The sequence below is a fragment of the Asticcacaulis sp. AND118 genome (assembly GCF_020535245.1).
GTDB lineage: Bacteria > Pseudomonadota > Alphaproteobacteria > Caulobacterales > Caulobacteraceae > Asticcacaulis.
Genome location: NZ_CP084910.1, coordinates 1,473,115 through 1,493,301, shown reverse-complemented (window position 1 = coordinate 1,493,301; position 20,187 = coordinate 1,473,115). Strand labels below are relative to the sequence as shown.

18 protein-coding genes are annotated in these 20,187 nt (G+C 64.0%); 12 read left to right on the top strand and 6 right to left on the bottom strand.

What is annotated here, in order from left to right:
• Positions 1-181: 181 nt before the first annotated feature.
• The 5 genes from LH365_RS07165 (at position 182) to LH365_RS07145 (ending at position 6,631) form a co-directional block, all read left to right on the top strand.
• Positions 182-445: a hypothetical protein gene (locus tag LH365_RS07165; RefSeq protein ID WP_226742993.1), complete on the top strand. Its 264-nt coding sequence runs from the start codon at positions 182-184 to the stop codon at positions 443-445.
• Positions 446-472: 27 nt separating this feature from the next.
• Complete coding sequence (locus tag LH365_RS07160) at positions 473-3,199, top strand: ribonuclease E/G (RefSeq protein WP_226742992.1); 2,727 nt, start codon at positions 473-475, stop codon at positions 3,197-3,199.
• A gap of 103 nt (positions 3,200-3,302) precedes the next feature.
• Positions 3,303-4,727 (top strand): M48 family metalloprotease, encoded by a 1,425-nt coding sequence (locus LH365_RS07155; RefSeq protein WP_226742991.1) that lies wholly within the window; start codon positions 3,303-3,305, stop codon positions 4,725-4,727.
• A gap of 53 nt (positions 4,728-4,780) precedes the next feature.
• Positions 4,781-5,572 carry a thioredoxin domain-containing protein gene (locus LH365_RS07150; RefSeq protein ID WP_226742990.1) on the top strand — a complete coding sequence of 264 codons (792 nt, stop codon included), beginning with the start codon at positions 4,781-4,783 and terminating at the stop codon, positions 5,570-5,572.
• A 423-nt stretch (positions 5,573-5,995) separates the two neighbouring features.
• A complete protein-coding gene (locus tag LH365_RS07145) occupies positions 5,996-6,631 on the top strand; it encodes a hypothetical protein (protein ID WP_226742989.1) in 636 nt (211 codons plus the stop codon).
• Here the strand turns inward: LH365_RS07145 and LH365_RS07140 are convergent.
• On the bottom strand, positions 6,628-7,431 hold the full coding sequence (locus tag LH365_RS07140) for a thiazole synthase (RefSeq protein WP_226742988.1): 804 nt from the start codon (positions 7,429-7,431) through the stop codon (positions 6,628-6,630). The two genes, LH365_RS07145 and LH365_RS07140, sit on opposite strands and share 4 nt — an antisense overlap.
• Before the next feature lie 15 nt (positions 7,432-7,446).
• Positions 7,447-7,650: a sulfur carrier protein ThiS gene (gene thiS, locus LH365_RS07135; protein ID WP_226742987.1), complete on the bottom strand. Its 204-nt coding sequence runs from the start codon at positions 7,648-7,650 to the stop codon at positions 7,447-7,449.
• Positions 7,651-7,743: 93 nt separating this feature from the next.
• On the opposite strand from thiS, the gene aroQ reads away from it, so the two are divergent.
• The 4 genes from aroQ to aat all read left to right on the top strand — a co-directional run bounded on the left by aroQ (position 7,744) and on the right by aat (position 10,861).
• The gene (gene aroQ, locus LH365_RS07130; RefSeq protein ID WP_226742986.1) at positions 7,744-8,184 is read left to right on the top strand and encodes a type II 3-dehydroquinate dehydratase; all 441 of its coding nucleotides are present in this window, start codon (positions 7,744-7,746) and stop codon (positions 8,182-8,184) included.
• Between the two features lie 48 nt (positions 8,185-8,232).
• Complete coding sequence (accB, locus tag LH365_RS07125; RefSeq protein WP_226742985.1) at positions 8,233-8,718, top strand: acetyl-CoA carboxylase biotin carboxyl carrier protein; 486 nt, start codon at positions 8,233-8,235, stop codon at positions 8,716-8,718.
• A gap of 22 nt (positions 8,719-8,740) precedes the next feature.
• Positions 8,741-10,096, top strand: coding sequence for an acetyl-CoA carboxylase biotin carboxylase subunit (accC, locus tag LH365_RS07120; protein WP_226745456.1), 1,356 nt, complete (start codon positions 8,741-8,743; stop codon positions 10,094-10,096).
• Between the two features lie 171 nt (positions 10,097-10,267).
• Entirely contained in the window at positions 10,268-10,861 is a 594-nt protein-coding gene (aat, locus tag LH365_RS07115) for a leucyl/phenylalanyl-tRNA--protein transferase (RefSeq protein ID WP_255606732.1), read from the top strand.
• On the opposite strand, the gene LH365_RS07110 is transcribed toward aat, so the two are convergent.
• Together LH365_RS07110 and LH365_RS07105 are read right to left on the bottom strand one after the other, a co-directional pair.
• The gene (locus LH365_RS07110; RefSeq protein ID WP_226742983.1) at positions 10,798-11,607 is read right to left on the bottom strand and encodes a DUF2155 domain-containing protein; all 810 of its coding nucleotides are present in this window, start codon (positions 11,605-11,607) and stop codon (positions 10,798-10,800) included. The genes aat and LH365_RS07110 overlap by 64 nt on opposite strands.
• A complete protein-coding gene (locus tag LH365_RS07105) occupies positions 11,607-12,002 on the bottom strand; it encodes an NADH:ubiquinone oxidoreductase subunit NDUFA12 (RefSeq protein ID WP_226742982.1) in 396 nt (131 codons plus the stop codon). The genes LH365_RS07110 and LH365_RS07105 overlap by 1 nt, the downstream gene beginning before the upstream one ends.
• A 292-nt stretch (positions 12,003-12,294) precedes the next feature.
• On the opposite strand from LH365_RS07105, the gene LH365_RS07100 reads away from it, so the two are divergent.
• Positions 12,295-15,051 (top strand): ribonucleoside-diphosphate reductase, encoded by a 2,757-nt coding sequence (locus tag LH365_RS07100; protein WP_226742981.1) that lies wholly within the window; start codon positions 12,295-12,297, stop codon positions 15,049-15,051.
• Between the two features lie 199 nt (positions 15,052-15,250).
• Here the strand turns inward: LH365_RS07100 and LH365_RS07095 are convergent, their stop codons facing one another.
• On the bottom strand, positions 15,251-16,306 hold the full coding sequence (locus LH365_RS07095; RefSeq protein WP_226742980.1) for an aspartate-semialdehyde dehydrogenase: 1,056 nt from the start codon (positions 16,304-16,306) through the stop codon (positions 15,251-15,253).
• Positions 16,307-16,782: 476 nt separating this feature from the next.
• Here LH365_RS07095 and LH365_RS07090 point away from each other — a divergent pair, with 476 nt between their 5' ends.
• Entirely contained in the window at positions 16,783-17,268 is a 486-nt protein-coding gene (locus LH365_RS07090) for a pentapeptide repeat-containing protein (RefSeq protein ID WP_226742979.1), read from the top strand.
• 133 nt (positions 17,269-17,401) lie between these two features.
• Here the strand turns inward: LH365_RS07090 and aspS are convergent, their stop codons facing one another.
• Positions 17,402-19,183: an aspartate--tRNA ligase gene (aspS, locus tag LH365_RS07085; protein WP_226742978.1), complete on the bottom strand. Its 1,782-nt coding sequence runs from the start codon at positions 19,181-19,183 to the stop codon at positions 17,402-17,404.
• Positions 19,184-19,516: 333 nt separating this feature from the next.
• On the opposite strand from aspS, the gene LH365_RS07080 reads away from it, so the two are divergent.
• The gene (locus LH365_RS07080; RefSeq protein ID WP_226742977.1) at positions 19,517-20,182 is read left to right on the top strand and encodes a DnaA ATPase domain-containing protein; all 666 of its coding nucleotides are present in this window, start codon (positions 19,517-19,519) and stop codon (positions 20,180-20,182) included.
• Positions 20,183-20,187: the final 5 nt, after the last annotated feature.

Here is a 20,187-nt window from a genome sequence, read left to right as displayed (position 1 = left end):
CTGACAAGCGATTCGCGGACATCTCGGCGCCCGGCCCGTGGTCCTTTTTTATCGCCACGCGCGCTTTACGCCGACCGAACACCTCTTTGAAGGGGCCCTGCCACCCGACCCCGTGCGGCCGGGATCAGGCTCTCTTCCGGCGAAACGCCTCCTCAGGGGGACCGATCGCCACCCTGAGAAAATGAAATTCACCGGCGCGTCCGCCAAGGGTCCGACTTTGCAGGATCAGGACATTCCGGCCAAGCGTACTAAGGTTTACAACACCCAATGGGCTGTGCTGCTCATTCTGACAGGCTCCGCAATTCTGCCGCTCCGCGCACTTCGCGCGCCGGACGGACGCCTGTCGATGTGCCTTTCTCCGGACCCGTCCGGCCTGCACGCCTTTCACCCCAAATCAGTCAGCGCCCCCTTTCACCGCCCGGCACAGCGTCCGGCGCGGCCTTAAGGCGTGTGCGCTGCGGAGATCGCCTATATGTCGAAAACAATGTTGATCGACGCGACGCACGCGGAAGAAACCCGCGTCGTCGTGTTAAACGGCTCGAAGGTTGAGGAATTCGATTTTGAAAGCCACGCCCGCAAACAGTTGCGTGGCAATATCTATCTGGCCAAGGTCACCCGCGTAGAGCCCTCTTTGCAGGCGGCGTTCGTGGAATATGGCGGCAATCGCCATGGCTTTCTGGCCTTCAACGAAATCCACCCGGACTATTATCAGATCCCGGTCGCCGACCGCGAAAAGCTGATGGCCGAACTGGCCCAGCAGGCCGCGGCCAATAATGCCGACGACGAGGACGACGCGCACGAGGACGACGGCGACGACCTGCCGGACGAAGAGCGCCGCCTGCGCGCCCACCTGATCAAGCGCTACAAGATTCAGGAAGTCATCAAACGCCGCCAGATCCTGCTGGTTCAGGTCGTCAAGGAGGAGCGCGGCAACAAGGGCGCGGCCCTGACCACCTATCTGTCGCTGGCCGGCCGCTACTGCGTGCTGATGCCGAACACGGCGCGCGGCGGCGGCATCAGCCGCAAGATCACCAACGGCGCCGACCGTAAGCGGCTGAAGGCCGTGGCGCAGTCGCTGGACGTGCCGCAGGGCATGGGCCTGATCGTGCGCACCGCCGGGGCCAAGCGCACCAAGACCGAGATCAAGCGCGACTACGACTACCTGCTGCGCGTCTGGGAGAATATTCGCGAGACGACCCTGCGCTCCAACGCGCCGGCGTTGATCTACGAAGAAGAAGATCTGGTCAAGCGCGCCATCCGCGACCTGTTCGACAAGGATTTCGACCACGTTCAGGTCGAGGGCGTCGAGGGCTACAAGTCCGCCAAGGACTTCATGCGCATGATCATGCCGTCGCAGTCGAAGAAGATCCAGCTCTATAGCGGCGGCATGCCTTTGTTTGCGCGCTACGGCATAGACGAGGTGCTGAACCGCATCTATTCGCCGGTCGTGCCCCTGCGTTCGGGCGGCTATCTGGTCATCAACCAGACCGAAGCCCTCGTTGCCATCGACGTCAATTCGGGCAAGTCGACCAAGGAACGCAATATCGAGGCGACGGCGCTCAAGACCAATCTCGAAGCCGCCGAAGAGGCCGCGCGTCAGATGCGCCTGCGCGACCTCGCCGGTCTGGTGGTCATCGACTTCATCGACATGGATGAGTCGAAGAACAACCGCGCCGTCGAAAAGCGCCTCAAAGACGCCCTGTCCGAAGACCGCGCCCGCATCCAGATGGGCAAGATTTCCGGCTTCGGCCTGATGGAAATCAGCCGCCAGCGCCGCCGCACCGGCTTCCTCGAAGGCACAACGGTCGTCTGCCCGCACTGCGAAGGCATGGGCCGCGTCCGCTCGACCGACTCCTCGGCTCTGGCCGCCATGCGCGCCATCGACATGGAGGCCATGACCAATGGCGCCGGCGCCGTCACCATCAAGCTGCCGCAGGCCGTGGCGCTCTACGTCCTCAACGAGAAGCAGGCCCATCTGGCCAAGCTGCGCGTTGAATGGGGCCTGAAGGTCAATGTGGAAATCGACCCGGATCTCGGTCTGGCCGACTGCGAAATCGTGCGCACGGTTCACGCCGACGAGGTCGATTTCACGCCGCCGGCGCGTCCCGATCCGATCGTCGACCTCGGTCCCGACCCGGACTACGATGAGGCCGAAGACGAAGACGACGAAATCATCGCCGCCGACGACGACGCCATCGAGCGCGAAGACACCGACGACGACGAGGCTTCCGAACGCGCGGAATCGCGTGAGGACCGCGAAGACCGCCGCGGGGGCCGTGGCCGCCGTCGTCGCCGTCGCGGGGGTCGTCCGGAGGGCGAGGCCCGCGTTGACGCTGAAACCGTCGAGACCGAGGCGTCCGAAGGCGACGTTGACGCCGAGGGCGAAGAGGATGACGGTGACGAGGACGGCGATTTCCGCCGCAACCGCCGCCGCCGCCGTGGCCGTCGGGGCGGTCGCCGCAACGGACCCGACGCCCGTCCGCGCGAGCCCTATGCCTGGGTGCGCGCCCGCACGCCGTCGCTGGAAGAGCCCTATGTGTGGATCGATCCGTTCGATGAATCGCAAGGCAAGCGCGCGCCTAACCCCGGTGAAACGCCGGACGGCTTCGATGTGATCGAGGTTCAGGCCGACGTTACCGGGACCGTAGAGACAACGGAATCCGCGTCGGTGCTGGGCGCCGCCACTCAGGCCCCGACCTCGCTGGTGCCGGAAGAACTGCGCGACCAGCCGGCCCCCAAGGGCAAGCGTCCGCCGCGCAAGCGCCGCGGCAAGGCCGAAGCCGAAGCCGTTGAAGCCGCGGTGGAAACGCCGGTCGAAACCCCTGAACCCGCCGTGATGGAAACGGCTCTGGAGCCCGTGGCCGAAATCGCCCCGGAACCGGTGGTGGCCGAGCCCATCGTCGAAGAAGCGGTCCAGGAATCTGGCAAGCCGGTGCGCAAGACCCGCGCCCGCAAGAAGAAGACCGACGAGCCGGTGGCCGAAGCCGCGCCGGAGCCGGTCATTGCCGCCGAACCGGAGGTGGTGGAAACGGCCCCGGAACCCATTGTGGAACCGGTCACAGCCCCAGCGCCCGAGCCCGTTCTGGAAGCGGCATCGGAGATTGTTGGCGGCAGCTTTGCCCCGACGGACCCCGAGCCCGATCCGTCCGAGATCAGCACCCCGCCTGCCAAGCCCAAGCGCGGCTGGTGGCGCAAGTAGGACAGACCGCCCGTGAAGTTCCGCTTCACGGGCTTTTTCTTGCGGCTTGCCTGTTGTGCGGGGGCCTTAGATTTGTCACTCTTGCGCCCCATATAAAGAGCGATTGCCTGACAGAGACGTGCTGATGGTGTGGAACGGCCTTAAACATAAAGCCCGCTCATGGATGAAGCCGCTGGCGGCGGCATCCCTGATGACGCTGGCCGTCGCGGGCCTCGCACCCAAGGCGCAGGCGCAGACCGTTATCCGCGACACCGAGATCGAGCGCTTCCTGCAGAAGGAATCGCGCGGCATCCTTACCGCCTCCGGTCTCAATGCCGATCAGGTGCAGTTCCTGCTCATCGCCGATCAGTCGATCAACGCCTTCGCCACCTCGCGCCAGATCATCGGCCTCAATACCGGCATGATCGGCGAAGCCGAAACCCCTAACGAACTGTTCGGCGTCATCGCCCACGAAGCCGGTCACCAGGCCGCGGGCCACACCGTCCGCTCCGACGAAATCTATCAGGCGGCGAAGGCTCCCATGGCCATCTCGCTGGGGCTGGGCATCATCGCGCTGCTGGCCGGAGCGGGTGACGCGGGCGTCGGTCTGCTGGGCTCGTCCTCGACCTTCGGCACGCTGGGCGCGCTGCGCTACATGCAGACTCAGGAAGCCGCTGCCGACATCGCCGGGGTCAAGGCGCTGGAGCGCGCCGGCATGTCCGGCCGCGGCCTCGTCGAATTCTTCGACAAGCTGCGTAACTACGAAACCTTCTCCAACGCCGAGCGTTATCAGTATTTCCGCACCCACCCCCTGTCGCGCGACCGGGTCGCCACCCTGCGCCGCCTGGTCGAACAGCAACCGCACAGGGATGCGGTGGAGTCGCCGGAACTGATCGCCGAGTTCAACATCGTCAAGGCCAAGCTGTCGGGCTTCCTCGATCACCCGCAAAAGGTGTTCATGCGTTACCCGGAAAACGACCGCTCCTACGCGGCCCGCTACGCCCACGTCATCGCCTGGTACAAACAGACGGAGGTAAAAAAGGCCATGGCCGAGCTGGACGCGCTGCTGAGCGAACAGCCGAACAACCCTTATCTGTGGGAACTCAAGGGCCAGATCTATTTCGAGACGGGTCAGACCGCGCTTTCCATCCCGGCGCACCGCAAATCGGTCGAACTGCTGCCCGACGCGCCGCTGCTGATGGTCAATCTGGGGCAGGCCATGGTCGCCGCCGGCGACGACGACAACCTGCGTCAAGGCATCGAAATGCTCAATGCCTCGCTGAAATACGAGCCCGACAACAGCTTCGCCTGGAACCTGCTGGCGCAGGGCTATGACGGGCTGAAAATGCCGGGGCAGGCGCGCCTCGCCTCTGCCGAAGCCGAATTCTATCGCGGCAATATTCCTCAGGCCCGCACCTTCGCCGTCTGGTCGCAGAAGAACCTGCCGCAGAATTCCGTCGAATACCGCCGCGCCCGCGACATCGTGCTGACCACCTCGTCCCTGATGGGCATCGATCCGGTGGACGAAGAAACCCGCCTGCGCCGTTAAGGTGCCGGATGCCTGTATGCGCCGCTAGAGCGCCCGACTCTGAAAGAATCTACGTGACCGACACCCCCGAAAGCCCGGCCCCCGCACCGGAAACCGCGCCTGCCCCGAAAAAGAGCGAGAGCGTCCTCAGCAAGTCCAACCTGACTTTGGCGCTGGCGACCGCGGCCTTCGTGCTGGCGCTCGCCCCGTACGTCCTGCCCAATATCCAGAGCCTGATCGTGCGCGGCGGCATCGTCGCCCGCCCCGAAGTGCTGGTCGACGCCTCCAACGCCCTGCGCGAAAAGCAGGACGCCGAAACGCGCAAGGCCGTCGAAACCGCCGTCAAGGCCAATGAAGGCTCGATCATCGCCGCCGACGACCCGATCATCGGCAACCCGTCCGCCCCCATCACCATCGTCGAATTCCACGACTATCTGTGCGGGGCCTGCCGCGCCAGCCACGCCAGCCTGATGGCCTTCGTCACCGCCAATCCCGACGTCCGCGTCGTGGTCAAGGAATACCCGATCATCGGTAAGGACAACTCGCGCGTACTGGCCGCCCTCGCCCTCGCCGCCCGCGATACCGGCCATTACACCGCCGTTCACAACGCCATCTATTCCCACGAAATGACGTCTCAGGCCGATGTCGATGCCGCTCTCACCTCCGCCGGCGTCGATCCCGCCGCGCTCCACGCCAAGGCCCAGACGCCGGAGATACAGGCCAAGATCGATGAAACCCTGCAACTGGGCTACAAGCTCGGTATCAACGCCACGCCGAACTTCATCGTCGACGGCGTGCTGGTCAATGGCGGCGACATCCCCCGGATACAGACGCTCGTCAGCGCCGCGCGTCAGAAGGCGAAGTGACGAAAGAAGACTCTGGGGCCAGTTGGCCTCAAACCCCGTAATCGGGCGCAGGCGGTAATGTCTGCGCCCGATTTACGTAATGAGCGCCTGTGCTTCTGCCGGATTATTGAACCACGGAAACGAAGTTCGGCGCAGCCAAAACACGGAAAGCACGGAAAAGGCTGTGGGACCGTTTTTGCCCGAAGGGCCTTTCCCATTGCGTAGCCGGTATTGATGTATGGCGCTTCGCGCCGAAGACGCCATCCGCTCCATTTTCCGTGCTTTCCGTGTTTTCCGTGGTTCAATCTTACACCGCATCCACGCGCACCGGCCTCACCGGACTGCGAACCCAAATCCGGGTGCAGGGGCCGTGCCCCTGCCCGCCGGAGGCCCTTTCCCGCGGCAATCTATCCCCGCCCATTCCGTCCGTGTCATCATACCCGCATGGATGCCCACGCGGAAAACAAGGCCGAACTGAGAGCGCTGCTTGCCGAGCGCCGCGCCCGGCTGCGCGCCTTTGCCGACGAAGTGCTCGATCACGTCACCTCGCTGTCGAAGCCCGAAACGCCGCTTGAGGCCGAACGCACCGCCCGCGCGGTCATGACCGCTGACCGTATGCTGTGTCAGTTGTTCGCCCCGCCGCCTGAGCCTAAAATCGCACCGACGCGCACCAGAGCCGCGACGGATCGCGCGGCCAGCCTCGATGAGGACGAAGACGAGTACGAGGAACGCTATCCTGGCGACAAGCGTTACACGTTCGACGAAGAGGCCGCGCAGATGCTGGCGCTGGAGCGCGCCGAGGCCGAGATCGCCCGGCACGACCTGTATGAGAGACGCGTCGGCGAGGTCGAGCAAAAGCTTATTCTACTCGCCAGAGGCATGCACCTCGCGATGTGGCGCGACGAAGGCTATACCGACTCCGACGTCAGCGCCCTGCTGGAGTTATGGACGGAATATCGCGATCGCATAGTGCGCGAAACCGGCGAGCCGCCCGATGTCGAAATTCGCCGCCATCCGTCCATCTTTGCCCCCGATTATCGTAAGGCGGGCACGGCTGAGGAAGACCCCACGCCGGATTAGATCAGCCCAGCCAAAGGCGACGACGGATCGGCATAGAGCTTCTTCGACATCCGCCCGGCCAGATAGGATTCGCGGCCGGCGATGACGGCGTGCTTCATGGCCACGGCCATGCGGATCGGGTCTTTCGCTTCGGCGATGGCCGTGTTCATCAGGATCGCGTCGCATCCCAGTTCCATGCCGACCGTAGCGTCCGACGCCGTGCCGACGCCGGCATCGACCAGCACGGGCACCTTTGCGTTCTCGATGATGATGCGCAGCGTCACCGGATTCTGGATGCCCAGACCCGAACCGATCGGCGCGCCCAGAGGCATGATGGCCACGGCGCCCGCTTCTTCGAGCTTTTTGGCGTAGACCGGGTCGTCCGAGCAATAGACCATGACGTCGAACCCGTCCTTGACCAGCAGTTTCAGCGAGCGCAGCGTCTCTTCCATGTCCGGATAGAGGGTCTTGGGGTCCGACAGCACCTCCAGCTTGACGAGGTTCCAGCCGCCGGCCTCACGCGCCAGACGCAGGGTCCGCACGGCATCTTCACCGGTGAAGCAACCCGCCGTATTGGGCAGGTAGGTGAACTCGTCCTGCCTGACGTAGTCCATCAGCATGGGCTGGTTCGGATCGGTCAGATTGACGCGCCGCACGGCCACGGTGACGATCTCCGCGCCAGACGCCCGCGCCGCGGCGGCGTTCTGGACATAGTCCTTGTACTTGCCCGTACCGACGATCAGGCGCGAGGAAAAGGTACGCCCGGCCACGGTCCAGGTGTCTTTGGCAAAGGCGTCGGCCTTCAGGGAAGAATCGTCCATTTTCAGTAGTCCTTTTCAGTTGCCGCCGCCGACGAAGTGCACGATCTCCAGCCGGTCGCCCGCCTCGATCGCCGTGGCCAGATAGGCCGATTTCGGCACGATTTCGAGATTGCGCTCCACGGCCACCTTGCGCGGGTCGATTCCGATCTGTTCGATCAGCATCATCAGATTTGACGCGGAAACCTCGGTTTCTTCGCCATTCAACAGAATTTTCGTCATTTTCGGATCGTTTTCGGGCGAAAAAGCCCGCTTTTTCTTGTTAGCCATCGCAACAGGGGATACAAGACCGCATCCCACAGGATCAGGCTTTGCATGTCGAAACCCATATATGTCCTTAACGGCCCCAATCTCAACCTTCTCGGGGTGCGTGAGCCGGAAATTTATGGATATACGCGCCTTTCGGACATCGAAGCCCGCTGCACCGCGCTGGCCGAAGCCCGCCACGTGCCGGTCGTCTTTCGTCAGACGAATCACGAAGGCGAACTGATCGACTGGGTGCAGGAGGCGCGCGAACACGCCTCGGTCCTGATCATCAACCCGGCGGGCTACGGCCACACCTCGGTCGCGTTGCTGGACGCGCTGAAGGCCCTGACCCTGCCGATCATCGAATGCCATCTGTCGAACCCTCACGCCCGCGAGCCGTTCCGCCATCACTCCTATGTGTCACTGGCGGCCAAGGCGGTTATTGCCGGTATGGGGGCGATTGGCTATGAACTGGCTATCGAGGCCGCTCTGCGCCTCATCGAAAAATAGCCGCCCGACGTTTCAAACGCACGGCCCAAACCCTGAAAAGGTAACTGCATGTCATCGCAAAAACCGGTTGACCCGATCGACCCCCGTCTCATTCGCAAGCTGGCGGACATCCTGAAGGAAACCGAACTGACCGAAATCGAGGTCGAGCAGGGCGAACTCAAGATCCGCGTCGCGCGCACCCTGACCGCTGCGCCCGTGGCCCCAATGGCTGCCTACGCCGCGCCTGTCGCCGCTGCCCCCGTGGCGGCGCCGGCTCCGGTTGCCGCGCCGGCGGCTATCGAAGCGCCGAAAGCGGCCGCCAAGGACGCCCTGAAATCGCCGATGGTCGGCACCGTCTATCTGGCCCCGCAACCGGGCGCCGCCAACTTCGTCAAGGTCGGCGACAAGGTGAAGGCCGGTCAGACCCTGCTGATCATCGAAGCCATGAAGACGATGAACCCGATCCCGTCGCCCAAGGACGGTACGGTGTCGGAAATCCTCGTTTCCGACGCCCAGCCCGTCGAATTCGGCGAAGGCCTCGTGGTGATCGACTAACGCCATGTCCGACACGCCCAAACTGTTCGACAAGATCCTGATCGCCAACCGCGGCGAAATCGCCTTGCGCGTCATCCGCGCCTGTAAGGAGATGGGGATCGCGACCGTGGCGGTGCATTCGACCGCCGACGCCAACGCCATGCACGTGCATCTGGCGGACGAAAGCGTCTGCATCGGGCCGCCCGCCGCCGCCAAGTCGTATCTGAACATCCCCTCGATCATCGCCGCCGCCGAAATTACGGGCGCTCAGGCGATCCACCCCGGCTACGGCTTCCTGTCGGAAAACGCCCGCTTCGCAGAAATCGTCGGCGCGCACGGCATGACCTTCGTCGGCCCTCAGCCGGACCATATCCGCCTGATGGGTGACAAGATCACCGCCAAGCAGGCCGCCAGGGATTCGGGCATACCGGTCGTTCCGGGTTCGGACGGCGGCGTCGCCACGGTCGAGGACGCCATTGAGGCGGCCAAGTCCATCGGCTTCCCGCTGATCATCAAAGCCGCTGCCGGCGGCGGCGGGCGCGGCATGAAGGTCGCAGCCAATGCCGACGTGCTGGCCGAACAGGTGATGAGCGCCCAGACCGAAGCCGCCGCCGCCTTCGGCGACGGCACGGTCTATATGGAGCGTTACCTCCAGAAGCCGCGCCATATCGAGATTCAGGTCATCGCCGACAGCCACGGCAATGTCGTGCACCTCGGCGAACGCGACTGCTCGCTGCAGCGCCGCCACCAGAAGGTGCTCGAAGAAGCCCCCTCGCCGGTCATCGACGCCGCCGCGCGCGACAAGATCGGCATGATCGTCGTCGAAGCCATCCGCAAGATCGGCTATCTCGGCGTCGGCACCATCGAGTTCCTGTACGAGGACGGCGAGTTCTTCTTCATCGAGATGAACACCCGCCTTCAGGTCGAACACCCGGTCACCGAATTCGTCACCGGCGTCGATCTGGTCCGCGAACAGATCCGCATTGCGGCGGGCCTGCCCCTGTCCTTCACACAGGCCGATATCGACCTGAAAGGCCACGCCATCGAAGTCCGTATCAATGCCGAAAACGCGCGCACCTTCGTGCCGTCGCCCGGTACGGTCACCGATTTCCACGCGCCCGGCGGTCTGGGGGTGCGCATGGATTCGGCCGTCTATAACGGCTACACCATCCCGCCCTATTACGACTCGATGATCGGCAAGCTGATCGTCTATGGCCGCGACCGTCCGGAAGCCCTGGCCCGCCTCAAGCGCGCCCTTCAGGAAACCGTGGTGGCCGGCATCGACACCACCATCCCGCTGTTCCTCGACCTGCTGAACGAAACCGATATCCAGAAGGGGGATTACAATATCCACTGGCTGGAAAAGTGGATCAAGGCGCAGGAAGAGGCGAAGGTCTAATTCCCTTCGCCCTGCGGGGAGAAGGTGGTCTGAGTGAAACGAAGACCGGATGAGGGGGAAGCCCCCTCACCCTAACCCTCTCCCCATTGGGGAGAGGGGACTAAGGGTAAAGTTGTGCAGGAATTCACCCTCGACGATCTGGTTCAGTGCTACCGCACCGGCATCTTCCCGATGTCGGATGCGCGCGACGATGAGACCCTGTTTCTGGTCGATCCGCCGCTGCGGGGCATATTGCCGCTGGACGGCGTCCATGTGCCGTCGCGGCTGGCGCGTACGGTGCGCAATACCCCCTTCACGGTGAAGATCGACACCGCCTTCCGGCAGGTGATCGAACTGTGCGCCGAAAGCGCGCGCGACCGCGAGAGCACGTGGATTTCCCATTCGATTCAAGAGCTTTACGAGGCCCTCTTCGCGCGCGGTCTGGCCCACAGCGTCGAGGTCTGGGACGGGGCGCGGCTGATCGGCGGCCTCTATGGCGTGGCCATCAACGGGGCTTTTTTCGGCGAGAGCATGGTGTCGCGCGCCACGGATGCGTCAAAGATCGCGCTGGTGCATCTGGTGGCGCGGCTGCGCGCCGGCGGTTATCGCCTGCTCGACTGTCAGTTCCTCACCGACCACCTGCGGCAGTTCGGCGTCGTGGAAATTCCGCGCGAAGACTATAAGGACAGGCTGAAAGATGCGCTCTCGGTCGAGGGCGATTTCTACCGGCTGGCGACCGCCGTCACCGGCAGCGGCGTCCTGCAGCTCACCACCCAGACATCGTAGATGGGGTGTTCCATGGCGTTCAGGCCCGGCGTCGAGGCGTAGGTCCAGCCCTTGAACACGTCCTTGGGCTTGGGCACCGTGCCGTTGGCCGCCGGCTGCGGCGAGGTGCGGACCTCCAGATAGGTCATGGTGTCGCTCATCGCCTCGTCCTCAGCCGAGGTTTCGCAGGCCTTCACCGTATAGACCATGCCGCGATGGCGCTTCGGCTTGCCCACCGGAGCTTCGAAGCGGATGGTGTCGCCGGTCACCTTGTCCAGCACGGTCAGGATGGCCGCGCCATAGCGCACGCGCTTTTCCGGCGGCACGACAATGGGGGCTTCGGAAGATTCGGCGGCGCTGCTGGCGACAGGCGCATTGCCGACCACCTGACCGGTGGAATCGACATAGGGCGTCCCAGAAGCGGATTGCCCTGTGGCCGCCGCAGGGGCCGAAGCGGTCGGCGTACCGGCGCCTACGCCCTGCGGCTGGGAAGCCGCCGGGGCGGCCGGGCGATTTACCGGCTGGGTATTGGTGGCGCGCTGCGGCTGAGTGCGTTTACCCCCGGTCGGATCGTAGGGCTTATACTCGACGCCGTCGATGTAATAGGGTTCCGGATCATAGTCGGCATTGTCGCGCGCGTCGCGGCGATCACCTCTACGGGGCGCTTCTTCGTCCGGCGGGATGTTCTGGGCATACAGCGGCAAGGCGATGGCTGCCACGCCGGCCATCAGCAATAGCGCCCGCACCATCACGCCGGTCTTTCTCATCAGGGTTTCCACGCCTCGTAATCGCCCGACTTGGACGCCTGACGCTCGCCTTCGGCGCTCAGCGACCCCTTGGGGAATTGCGCGAAGGGCGTGCCCGACAGGTTCGGAAGGTGCGGTTTTTCCCACGCCTTGCGCGGCAGGGGCGCATCCGTCGGCGTCTCGTCGTACATGTAGTGCATCCAGCCGTGCCAGTCGGGCGGGATTTTCGAGGCGTCGGCGTAACCGTTATAGATCACGTAGCGGCGCGGCTTGTCGCCGTAGCTTTCCTTGGTGTTACGGGCCTGATAGTACTTGTTGCCGAATTCGTCGGTTCCGACGTGCTTCGATGTGCGGCCGATGGTGAACAGCGTACCGAGCGTCGCACCGCTCCACCACAAGAAGGCTTTGTCCAGCAAGGTCTTACCCAATCCACAAGATGACGGAATTCGATTCCGCCCGATAATAAGCAATGCCTGACTTATAAAGCCCCGCCGCACCTGCGTAAAGCGCTTCGAACATCGCGATCGGCGAATTATCCCCCAATCCGACCTACCGCAACATATTGTGGATGGATCATGCATCCAGCCCCACATTTATTGATGAATGGTTAAAATCAGGCTAGGCTTTATCCCCAGATCGCTGAGGCAGTCGTCTGACAGGCGAACGCGTCGCGACATCCGAAGCCGGGGGAAGCGAATGGGAAAGATAATGACTGGCGATTCTGTCCTGCCCGACCTGTCCTTCGCCGCGCGCGCGGAAATCGCCAACACCCTGCATGAATGGCGCGAGATCGAGCGCGGCCCGGAAACCTTCTCCGTCCTGTGCCCTCGCGACTGGACGACGGCTCAGACCGAAGCCTGGTACGACTGGGTCGAGGCCCTGCCGCGCGACCTGCCCGAAGGGGCGTTTCCGCCGGTCGCCGAAGGACTCGACGGCGCCTTCGACCTCTACGCCCATCGCCTCGCCGCGTGGGGCCGCGTGCTGGGCATACTGGCGGAATCCGAAGCACAGGCCTTTGCCGCCGAACTGGCCGCCACCCTGCGGCTGGGCCTGGCCGCGCCCGCGACGACGCTGAAGACCGGGCATCGCCTGCCGCTGCTGGACGCGCCCAAGGCCGCCCCGGCCGAAGCCCGCTACGCCGATATCGAAGACCACGCCTGCGTGCGCGAATTGCGCGACCTGCTGGTCGGGGCGCGCTCCGAAGCCGTCGCCCGCGCCACCCGCGATCAGTTGCACGCCGCCCTGTCCGGTATCGCCGCCGCCATCGCACGTGCCGAGGGCGAACAGCGCGCCAGCCTGCAACACAATCCGGCCCTGGCCCGCGCCGCGCTGAAGGCCCGCCGTCTGGGGGCCTCCGACGCCCTGATCCAGTCGGTGATCCAGTCCGCCGACGGCCTGACCGGCGACAGCGCCCTGCCCGACTGGTCGCTGCAGACCGTCGAACCAGAGCACCCGGCCACGCCGGTTGTCGTGACCGCGCGCCGCGACCTTATAGCCGCCGGCGATCCTTCCGGTCGGCTGGCGGCGCAGACGGCGTTGGAAAGCGGCCGCCTGTGGCTGGCCTTCGATCCGGACGCCGCCGAGGCGCTGGACGACGCCCTGATCGCGCCGCGCGCCGCGCTGAACGTCTATGGTTTTGTCGGCGACACCGGTTTCGACATCGACAGCTTTGCCGCCTGCGCCGCCCTGTGGACAGTGGCGCTGGACATCGAAAGCCACCTCGCCTTCGCCGCCACGCCCGAAGCCGCCCGACGTATCGCCCACCACCGTCCGCTGGGCCTGAACGTCGCCGGTTTGAGCGAGACTCTTCTGGCCTTGGGCCTGAGCGCACAGGCGGAAAACGGGCTGGACTTCGCCGCCGCCGTGATGGCCGTGCTCGACGCCGAAAGCGTCCACGCCTCCGCCGTCCTGTCGCGTCACCTGACGCCCTATGCCGGTTTCAAAGCCGAGCGCGACGCGCGCATCTCGGCCCTCAGCCAGAAGCTCTACCGCCTGTCGGGCCTCAAGAGCGCCGGCCTGAAGGCGCAGGCCCTGACGCGGTTGCAGGCAGCGCTGAAACTGGCCAAGGCCACCGGCCTGCGCCACGTGCAGACGACCACCCTGTTCAGCGATCCGGACCTGTCGCTGCGACTGGGCGTAACGCTGGGCGACGCGCCGCTGACCGCCCTGACCGTAGCCATGGAAGGCGCCGACGGCGTCTTCGTGCGCGGCCTGCACCCCGCCGTGTGGCAAGGCCTGAGCGGCGAAGACCGCGACGCCGTGCGCACGCACCTGCTGGGGCATCGCACGCTGGACGGCGCGCCGCATATCCATGCCCAGACGCTGAAAGCCAGGGGCCTGAGCGATTTCGAAATCGCCGCCATCGAGGCCGCGCTGATCACTGCCTCCGGCCTCGAAGCCGTGGTGTCGCCTGCGGTTCTCGATGCCGATTTCATCAAGGATATCTGGGGCGTCAGCGACGAAGACCTGCACGCGCCGGGCTTCAGCCTGTTGAGCCTGATGGGCTTCACGACCGCCGAAATCAGCGAGGCCGACGCCTTTGTTTTCGGCCGCGACGACACGACGGGCCTGCCCGACGCCTTGCGTCAACGCCTTGCCGCGCCGGGGCTAAAGGCGCGCCTGGCGCTGCGGCAGAAGCTGGAAAGCTTCGCCTCGGCCCCCGCCGCCGCGCCGATCGTGCTCGACTGGGATCAGGGCGTGCCCGACGCGCTGAAACTAATGGCTCAGGCGGCGGAAAGCGGTCTGCGCGTCCTTGGTCTCAAGCGCCAGCCCGCTCCGCCGTCCCTGACGCTGGAGATTCCGGAGTTCGATGAGGCCCGCCGCCCCGCTCCGGAGCCGGTTCGCGAAACCCCGGCGCAGACTGTGATTGAGAAGATCGTCGAACGCGACCGCGAGCGCCAAAAGCTGCCCGACCGCCGCAAGGGCTATATCCAGAAGGCCAGCGTCGGCGGCCATAAGGTCTATCTGCACACCGGCGAATATGACGACGGCTCGGTGGGTGAAATCTTCATCGACATGCACAAGGAAGGCGCGGCCTTCCGCTCGCTGATGAACAATTTCGCCATCGCCGTGTCGATCGGGCTGCAATACGGCGTACCGCTGGATGAATTTGTCGACGCCTTCGTCTTCACGCGCTTCGAACCCGCCGGCCCGGTCGCCGGCAACGATTCGATCCGCTCGGCGACCTCGATCCTCGACTATATCTTCCGTGAGCTGGCGATCTCGTACCTCAACCGCGACGACCTGTCGAACGCCGACCCGGACGAACTGAACGCCGACGGTCTGGGTCAGGGGCATGGGCTCTCCAAACTGGCCGACGGCGAAAACGAAGGCATCGCCGCCTCGCAGCTTATCTCCAAGGGCTTCATGCGCGGTCAGCCGGACAATCTGGTCGTCGTGCCCTTCGCGCGCAAGACGCCCAGAAGCGACGAAAAGGACTTCCCGCCCGAAGCGCAGGGGGAGTAACAAATCATACCTCCCCATCTCCGATGGGGAGGGGGACCGCACGAGCTTGCCAAAGGCAAGTAAGATGTGGGGGTGGGGGTTCTTACTGAATGCCAACACACTTTGCCGGTGGAAATTTCGCAAGATACCCCACCCCCGCACCTCGCCTTCGGCTCGTGCGGTCCCCCTCCCCGCCAAAGGCGGGGAGGTATGATAGGATTTACGCCCACGCCTTCTGCTTCAGCCATTCTTCGGCGATCTGCACGGCATTGAGCGCCGCGCCCTTGCGCAGGTTGTCGCCGCTCACGAACAGGGTCAGGCCGTGCGCCACGGTCGGGTCGCGGCGGACGCGGCCGACGAAGACCTGATCCTTGCCCGCCGCCGTCAGCGGATTGGGCACTTCGCTGATCTCGACGCCCGGCGCATTGCCCAGCAGTTCCAGCGCCGTCTCGACCGAAAGCGGACGCTCGAACTCGACATTCATCGACAGCGAGTGCCCCGTAAACACGGGCACGCGCACGCAGGTCGCCGACACGGCCAGTTCAGGGATTTCAAGGATCTTGCGGCTCTCGTCGCGCAGTTTCAGTTCTTCCTCGGTATAGCCGTCTTCACCCCGCACGTAGTTGAGCGGCACGACATTATAGGCGATCGGCACGGTCCACTTGCGCACGGCGCCGAGGTCCACGCTATCGCCGTTCTGCGCCAGAGCCGCGCAACCGTCCGCACCCGCGACGATCTGATCGCGCAGGATTTCGACGCCTTCGATGCCGCCGCCCGACACCGCCTGATAGGTGCTGGCGATCAGGCGCTTCAGGCCTGCCGCCTCGTGCAGCGGCTTGAGGACCGGCATGGCGGCCATGGTGGTGCAGTTGGGGTTGGCGACGATGCCCCTGGGCGTATGCTTCAGGGCGTGCGGATTGACCTCGGCCACGACCAGCGGCACGTCGGGGTCGCTGCGCCAGGCCGACGAGTTATCGATGACGACGGCCCCGGCCTGCGCGACCTTTTCCGCCAGCGCCTTCGAGGTCGAGCCGCCCGCCGAGAAGAAGACGATGTCGAGCCCGCTATAGTCGGCGGCGGAAGCGTCCTCCACCACGATCTCACGGTCGCCAAAGGTCACGCGGTTGCCCGCCGAACGGCTGGAGGCGAACAGGCGCAACTTGTTCAGCGGAAAGGCGCGTTCGGCCAGGATGGACAGCATCATGCCGCCGACAAGGCCGGTGGCGCCAACTATCCCCACATTGGGAAACTGCGTATAATGGGATTGGTCGTTCATAGGGTCACGTCTCCGGTTTTGAGCGAGGAGGCGCGAGGTGTCGGGTTTTCTGTAAAACCGTGCCCCGCGCATCCGCGGGGCTTCGTCCAGTGGCTTAAGGCGTCAAACCGTCAGCACAACCAGACCGGCCCCGCGGCAGCGGGTCGGCTTGGTAGTGGCTTTAATGGCGGTCATCATGGACATGAAACCGCCTTTAGCGGCAAAGAGGGGATTTGTAAACCGCTTATTATACCTCCCCGGTTCACTGGGGAGGGGGACCGCGCCCGAAGGGCGTGGTGGTGGGGGCCTTAGTGAATTTCAGCAGACTTTGCAGGTGGAGATATCCGAAGATACCCCACCACCACATCTCCCCAGCCTATCGGCTGGCTCGTGCGGTCCCCCTCCCCAACAAGTTGGGGAGGTATGAGAAATTGTCGCAACGCGCCACAGGCCCCGATCTTGCTTTGAGAAGGCCAAACCAACAGAGGTGTCCCATCATGAAACGCATCGCTCTGGCTGTGGCCGCGCTTTCGCTGTTCGCCCTTCCCGCTTCGGCGCAGAATCCCGTTCAGATCGACCGCGCGGGTTCGGGCGCGTCCTGCCCCGGCTGCAACCTGTTTCAGGCCGACTTCTCCGGCAAGACCCTGACCGGCAAGAACTTTGCCGGGGCGCGCCTGCGTCAGGCCGACCTGTCGACCGGCGTGTTCAACCGCACCAGCTTTGCCGGCGGCGACCTGCGCGACCTGAACGGTTTCGGCTCTTTGTTCGGCAATGCCAACTTCTCGCGCGCCAACCTGACCAATGCGACCTTTGTCGGCGCGTATCTCGAAGGCGCGAACTTCGCCGGTGCGACCCTGCACGGCGTCAATTTTTCGGGCGCGGAAATGGGCTCGGCGCGCGGCATTACGCAAAGCATGATGGATCAGGCCTGCGGCGACAAGACGACCGTCCCGCCGCGCGGCATCCGCGTCCCGGTGTGCTGACAAGTTATGGGGTGTGGGGTCCGTGACCCCACGTCTTCTATATTCAAAAGAAAAGCCTGACGGAAAATCCGGCAGGCTTTTCTGTTGAAAGTAAAAAGGCTTGCGGGGCCGCAGGCCCCACACCCCATTCGTTTTAGCTCACCTTGATCGGCAGTTGCGTCCGGATATGCAGTTCCTTCAACTGCTTCTCCGTCACGTCCGACGGCGCGCTCATCATTACGTCCTGACCCTGCTGGTTCAGCGGGAAGGCGATGACTTCGCGGATCGCCGTCTGACCGGCCAGCAGCATCACGATGCGGTCGATGCCGGGGGCCAGACCGCCGTGCGGCGGCGCGCCGTATTTGAAGGCGTTGAGCATCCCGCCGAACTGGCTTTCGACCACATCGGCGCCGTAGCCCGCGATCTCGAAGGCCTTGAGCATGATCTCCTGCTTGTGGTTCCGGATCGCGCCGGAGCACAGCTCATAGCCGTTGCAGACGATGTCGTACTGATAGGCCAGGATATCGAGCGGGTCCTTGGTCTGGAGCGCTTCCATCTCGCCCTGCGGCATAGAGAACGGGTTGTGCGAGAAATCGACCTTCTTCTCGTCCTCATTGTACTCGAACATCGGGAAGTCGACGATCCAGCAGAAGCGGAACTGATCCTCGTCCACCAGCTTCAGATCGGTGCCGACCTTGGTGCGCGCCAGACCGGCAAACTTGTAGAAGACCTTGGGGTCGCCGGCCACAAAGAAGGCCGCGTCGCCCTGACCCAGACCCAGAGCCGTCATCAGCGCCGTGGTGGCCTCGTTTCCGAGATTCTTGGCGATGGGGCCGCCCCACGCGCCCTGATCGTCGGACCAGAAGATGTAGCCGAGGCCCGGCTGGCCCTCGCCCTGCGCCCACGAATTCATGCGGTCGCAGAAAGCGCGGGAACCACCGGTTTTCGCCGGAACGGCCCACACGGCATTGGCGCTGTTTTCGAGGATGCGCGCAAACAGGCCGAAGCCGCCGCCGCGGAAATGCTCGGACACGTCCTGCATCTCGATCGGGTTGCGCAGGTCGGGCTTGTCCGAACCGTACTTGGCGATCGATTCCTTGTAGGGGATGCGCTGGAACGGATAGCTGGAAACGCGCTTGCCTTCGCCGAACTCGGTGAACAGGCCGTGCATCACCGGCTCGATGGCCGCGAAGACGTCTTCCTGCGTCACAAAGCTCATCTCGATATCGAGCTGATAGAATTCCAGGCTGCGATCGGCGCGCAGGTCTTCGTCACGGAAGCACGGCGCGATCTGGAAGTAACGGTCGAAGCCCGACACCATCAGCAATTGCTTGAACTGCTGCGGCGCTTGCGGGAGCGCGTAGAACTTGCCCGCGTGCAGACGCGACGGCACGAGGAAGTCGCGCGCGCCTTCCGGCGACGAGGCGGTCAGGATCGGGGTCTGATACTCCAGGAAGCCCTGTTCGACCATGCGGTTGCGGATCGACTGGATGACGCGCGAACGCAGCACGATGTTCTTGTGCAGGGTTTCGCGGCGCAGGTCGAGGAACCGGTTCTTCAGGCGGATCTCTTCGGGATATTCCGGCTCGCCGAACACCGGCAGCGGCAGTTCGGCGGCTTCCGACAGCACCTCGACGTCCGACACCACGACCTCGACCTCACCGGTCGGCAGGTTGGCGTTGACGGTGGCTTCGTCGCGGGCCACGACCTTGCCGTCGACGCGGATGACGCTTTCGGCGCGCAGACGCTCGACCTTGGCGAAACCGGGGCTGTCCGGATTGAACACCAGTTGGGTCAGGCCGTAATGGTCGCGCAGGTCGATGAACAAAAGGCCGCCGTGGTCGCGCTTGCGGTGAATCCAGCCCGACACGCGCACGTCGGCGCCGGCGTCGGAGGCGCGCAGCGCGCCGCAGGTGTGGGTACGGTAACTATGCATTGTGAGTCTCTGAATCCGGCTCAAAAAACGGTTGGGGGCTAGGGCACATGACAGGCCCCGATTGTCAAGACTTCAGTCCGGACTCCCCGCAAAAACCAGCGCTTCAAAATTGATTTTATTTGCAAGTATTTTGCATTTGAACTTTGAATATTGGCCACGGAGGGTTCAGGCAAGACTGAGGCATGCCGGTATGAATATCCGTGCGATCGCCGCCGGCGATCATCCGTGTGCATCCGTGACGAAATCTTTTCCCCAGAACTACCCCCCGAACTACCCCATACGATAATGCGCCCACGGATTGCCTTCTGCGCCGCAGCTTCCTAGATTAAGCCTATGGCGCATCAGTACCCGCTCGACCTGTCCCTGCCTGTTCCCTATGCGGCCGCGAACTTCGTCGTCACCGACGCCAATCGTGGCCTCTACGACCTGCTGACGACGCCCGAAGACTGGCTGAACCCGCATCTGGTGCTGACCGGCCCGGCGGGATCGGGCAAGACCCATGCCGGTCACCTGTTCGCCGAAACCCATGGCGCAGCCTGGCTGACGCCCGATATGCCCCAAGAGAGGGACGCCAGCCTGATCGCCGTGGACGAGGCCGAGCGCTTCGATCAGGAAACCCTGTTCCACCTGTATAACCGCACCATTGCCGAAGGCCGCCTGCTGCTCCTGTCGCGCCTGCACCCGGCACAATGGACCATCACCGTTCCCGACTTCGAATCGCGCCTGAAGGCCATGCGCGTCGTCGATATGCCGGAGCCGGATGACGAACTGCTCAAAAACGTATTGAAAAAGCTGTTCGAGGCGCGCGTGATTACCCCGTCCGACGACGTGCTCGAATATTTGAGCCGCCGCATGGAGCGATCGCTGGCCCACGCTCAAAAAATTGTCACGGGTCTTGAGGCATATGCCAACGGTCGCGCCTTTACCCGCAGCCTCGCCCGTCAATTTATCGAGACCAGCGAAAATATGTCTTGGTTCAGCGATTGGGATGAGATTTAGTCGGG